General features: G+C 48.8%; 6 protein-coding genes. 4 read left to right on the forward strand and 2 right to left on the reverse strand.

Features of this window, described 5'->3' with window-relative positions; translation table 11 throughout:
- The 3 genes from ACEW8P_RS02570 to ACEW8P_RS02580 form a co-directional block, all read left to right on the forward strand.
- Window positions 1–523, forward strand: a 523-nt coding sequence (locus ACEW8P_RS02570; RefSeq protein WP_373511548.1) for a hypothetical protein, incomplete at its 5' end; no start/stop codon positions are given.
- Entirely contained in the window at window positions 510–1,421 is a 912-nt protein-coding gene (locus ACEW8P_RS02575) for a sensor histidine kinase (protein WP_373511549.1), read from the forward strand. The genes ACEW8P_RS02570 and ACEW8P_RS02575, both read left to right, overlap by 14 nt.
- A 68-nt stretch (window positions 1,422–1,489) precedes the next feature.
- Entirely contained in the window at window positions 1,490–2,140 is a 651-nt protein-coding gene (locus ACEW8P_RS02580; protein ID WP_373511550.1) for a response regulator, read from the forward strand.
- A gap of 44 nt (window positions 2,141–2,184) precedes the next feature.
- On the opposite strand, the gene ACEW8P_RS02585 is transcribed toward ACEW8P_RS02580, so the two are convergent.
- Together ACEW8P_RS02585 and ACEW8P_RS02590 are read right to left on the reverse strand one after the other, a co-directional pair.
- On the reverse strand, window positions 2,185–2,550 hold the full coding sequence (locus ACEW8P_RS02585; protein WP_373511551.1) for a four helix bundle protein: 366 nt from the start codon (window positions 2,548–2,550) through the stop codon (window positions 2,185–2,187).
- 83 nt (window positions 2,551–2,633) lie between these two features.
- A complete protein-coding gene (locus tag ACEW8P_RS02590; RefSeq protein WP_373511552.1) occupies window positions 2,634–3,548 on the reverse strand; it encodes a PE-PGRS family protein in 915 nt (304 codons plus the stop codon).
- 91 nt (window positions 3,549–3,639) lie between these two features.
- Between ACEW8P_RS02590 and ACEW8P_RS02595 the strand changes: the two genes are divergently transcribed.
- The coding region (locus tag ACEW8P_RS02595) for an OB-fold nucleic acid binding domain-containing protein (protein ID WP_373511553.1) at window positions 3,640–3,817 on the forward strand (178 nt) is incomplete at its 3' end.

Genomic DNA, 3,817 nt, shown 5'->3' on the forward strand with positions numbered 1-3,817 from the left:
GCATCTGGCTGCCCACCGCGCTAACAATATCCTATTGCTGAATCGGTTTGTGCCGTTTCGCTTCATTTTGTTCAGCGGACTGTTTTACTACAATTTCCGGTCGTTAGCCATCAAACGGGTCATGTTTTACACCCTGATTGCATTCATTCCCTTTGCGCTGCTGGATATCTATGCCAGCAACCGCAATCTGTCGGATTTACACAATCATTTGGTTGGACGCTACTCGCAGGTTGTGGAGAGTGCACTCATCATTTTATGGGTACTTCTCTATTTTTACGAGATAATCGATACGCTGAAGGTAAGCAACATTCTCACCTACCCTTTCTTTTGGGTCTGCGCTGGATTGCTGATTTTTTATTCCGGCAACATTTTTTATTTCCCATTCTGGTATTACACCAATAAATGGGAAAACAATTTGCGGTTGGGCTGGATTGAAGACATCCCTTACATCGTTGAACTTATTTCGCTGTTCTTATTTTCCGTCGGCATCTGGCAAAATCGCTCTCACCATGACAGAATTTAATCCTGAACAAGTCAGGTTTGCGATCATTATCGCTACCCTGGTGATGCTGATGATGGCTATTTTCGCTATTGTCTTCGTAATCTATTATCAACATAAGCGCCTGGACCAAGAGAAGAAACTGCGCGATGTGGAGAAAAGCTATCAACGGATACTACTGGAAACGGCGCTCCGCTCCGAGGAAAGCGAACGGCGGCGCATTGCGCAGGATTTGCACGACGACATCGGCACTATGTTGTCGCTGACCAAGTTGAGTCTAAATCAGCTCGCCAAGCTACTTTATAAAGATGAATCTCGCTTAGCCCCTATTCAGCCCGGTGCGGCTCACCTGAATACTCCTCGCGCCGAATTAACCCTAAACAAGGCCCAGTCGCTCGTGGAGGAAACCATTGTCCACGTCCGGCGCATCACCCGGGACTTGGTTCCTACCACGCTGGATCAGTTTGGTCTGGTGGCTGGTATCGAAGAGTTCATTCATCGTATGGACGACAGCTATGCCCTATCAGTACATTTCCACTGTGAGGGTGAGGACATCCCCCGGCAGTCCCCAAAGGTGGAGCTGGCTCTCTATCGTATCATGCAAGAGCTCGTCAACAACGCTATCAAGCACGCCAATTGCGACGAGATCGTGATCGGTCTGCATCTCAGGCAGGGCAAAATCGAGCTGCAGGTAACTGACAATGGCAAAGGATTTGACGCAACTACTGTTGAAGCGGGTGGCCAAGCCGGGTTGGGGTTACGCAATATCGAGAGCCGACTAAGTGTCATTAACGGCGAAGTGGACTATCAGAAGCTCGATATCCGGGGTTCGAGCGCAAAAGTGCAAATTCCTGTTGAGCCACAACGTAGTGAAAAGCCCGAGCCGTTGCATCCTTTTAGAAGGACGATGGTGAAGGGTTGAAAATAGTTGCTTTTTTTGACGTAGAGTCGAACTCTTTAACATAATGTTTCCAACATACTAAAAGAACTATGCTTCATCTCGCTATTGCTGACGATCATGAACTGTTTCGCAAAGGATTCATTTCTATGTTGAGTGGCGTGGCTGACTTTGCGTTTATTCACGAAGCAGCCAATGGGCAGGAACTGCTAGACATGGTGGCGATCAAGGTGCCTGACATCGTTATGATGGACTTACAAATGCCCGTCATGGATGGCATGCAAGCCACAGAAATCTTGCTGGAAAAACATCCTGAGGTGAAGATAATTGTAGTTTCAATGTACGATGAGGATCGCTTCGTTATGCACATGCTTGAAAAAGGAGTACACGGCTACCTGCTCAAAGATACTTCCCCCGACGAGGTAGAGAAGGCAATTCGTCGCGTAGCTGAGGAGGGGTTTTATTACAGCGACTTCGTGTCGAAGGCCATGCACCGCAAGATGGTGGCACGCAGTTCTAACAAACAGCCCTTTTTCCCAAACGCCCGTAATGTGGGGCTATCCAATCGAGAGCAGGAGGTTCTGCAACTACTTTGCGACGGCCTTTCCACGGTTGATATAAGTGAAAAACTATTCATCAGCACGCGCACGGTTGAAGGTCACCGTCTTCGCATTCTTGAAAAAACCGGCACCAAAAACACCGCCGCCGCCGTGGCTTTCGCCTATAAAAATCATTTGATTTGATTTTTATAAGGCACAAAGAGGCAAAGTTCCAAAGGCACAAAGAGTTAGTGTGCGTTGTCTTTTATCTTTTGGATTAGGCTGGATAGCATTCTTTCAATTTCGCGGCTTTGGGGATGTAATAGGTCGTAATGGTCCTTTGGTATGTAATTTAAATTAAATGCTATCACTATTTGAGTCTGAACCTCGTAAAGCGAACCGATAGATATTTGTAAAAATCGAACATAATCGCCTGTACTTCTACGGCCATAACCTTCGGCAATGTTGCTAGGTATTGAAATTGCTGACCGACGAATTTGGGAAGTTAAAGCAAACTGCTCAGCGTTCGGAAACGATGAACTAGCTTTATAAATACTTGTCACAAATACCATAGCCTTCTGCCAAACCAATAAATCACGATACGTATTAATCATTCGAAGGTTCTCTATTCTCTAACAATGCATTAACCCCGCTTTGTGCCTTTGTGCCTTTATGCCTTTGGGACTTTGTGCCTTTTTTACTTCCGCCTAAAATACTGAAGCGATACACTCTGGGCGTTGCGCTTTTCGCTGAGCGTGTAGTACCCTTTCATTTCACGGTCGAAGCAGACGGCCTCGCCCTGCGGTTCAAGAGCGTACGGGACGGGTTTGTTCGCCTCACGCATCAGCGTTTGCCCGATGGTTTCCCCGGACTTCCTTTTCCAATAGTAGATGTTGGTGTAATTGCGAACCAGAACCTCCTGTCCATCTGCCGAGATATCGCCGCCGGTGGCCAGCAGTAGCGCCGGGATTTTGCCAACGTGTTCGAGGGTAGTGGTTCCGTCAGTGGATTGCGGGTAAGCGAATCGGTAAAGATTGGCGCTTTCCAGCTCTTTTGAAACTACAAACAGGTCTTTCGTGACCGGGTCGAATAGCAGCGTTTCGGCGTCGGGGTTGTTGTTGGGAAAGCGGAATCGGAGTTTTGCGATTCTGTCCGCCGCGAAGCTTTCGTTCGGGTTATTTAACTCGGGGATTCGAATAATGGTGTGCGTGCCGGGGTCTGGGTGGACATCGTTGATCCCGATGTCGCCGACGTAGAGGTAGTTCACGTCCTTTTCGGGCCCTCCCCCCACCGCAATATCCTCCCAGTCGTAGTTTGCAATGCCGGGTGGCCGATAGCGGCGGACCTCCTTGCCATCGTGACTCAGCAGTAACAGTTCGGCGGGGCTACCCGAATCCTCATGCGTCCACAGATAGCCCGCAAAGTTGCGGCTGTCGGCCAGGCCTGATGCCTCGTCCATCTGGCCAGGTGCCACCGGAAATCGGTCAGGGACGATAGCGAACTGGTCGGACCTCTCGCTGCCCGGATCGGGGGCGGGGTCTTTTTCCCAGCAAGCGGTAAGGCAGCCAAGTAGTAACAGTAAGGAAAAGCGGACGGAGGCGGACGATTTCATAGCAAGGGGATTCTAAATAGATTTGGTAAAAATACGTACTTTTGCCCCGCAACTGCCCGGAGAGCCGGATAAAATTGAATTATTTTTAACCATGCTGAGAACGCACAATTGCGGCGAATTACGCTTAGAACATATAAATCAAGAAGTTACTCTCTGTGGTTGGGTCCAAAGAAGCCGTGACAAAGGCGGTATGCTTTGGATTGATCTAAGAGACCGCTACGGCATCACGCAGCTGCTTTTCGAGGAAAGCGACGCCAGTGAGGAACTAC

The organism is Persicitalea sp. (genome assembly GCF_041751555.1).
In the GTDB taxonomy this organism is placed as follows: domain Bacteria; phylum Bacteroidota; class Bacteroidia; order Cytophagales; family Spirosomataceae; genus Persicitalea.

Coding starts and splice junctions, on each gene's coding strand:
- ACEW8P_RS02585 (WP_373511551.1), bottom strand. CDS start 2,550: ATGATTAATACGTATCGTGATTTATTGGTTTGGCAGAAGGCTATGGTA.
- ACEW8P_RS02590 (WP_373511552.1), bottom strand. CDS start 3,548: ATGAAATCGTCCGCCTCCGTCCGCTTTTCCTTACTGTTACTACTTGGC.
- ACEW8P_RS02580 (WP_373511550.1), top strand. CDS start 1,490: ATGCTTCATCTCGCTATTGCTGACGATCATGAACTGTTTCGCAAAGGA.
- ACEW8P_RS02575 (WP_373511549.1), top strand. CDS start 510: ATGACAGAATTTAATCCTGAACAAGTCAGGTTTGCGATCATTATCGCT.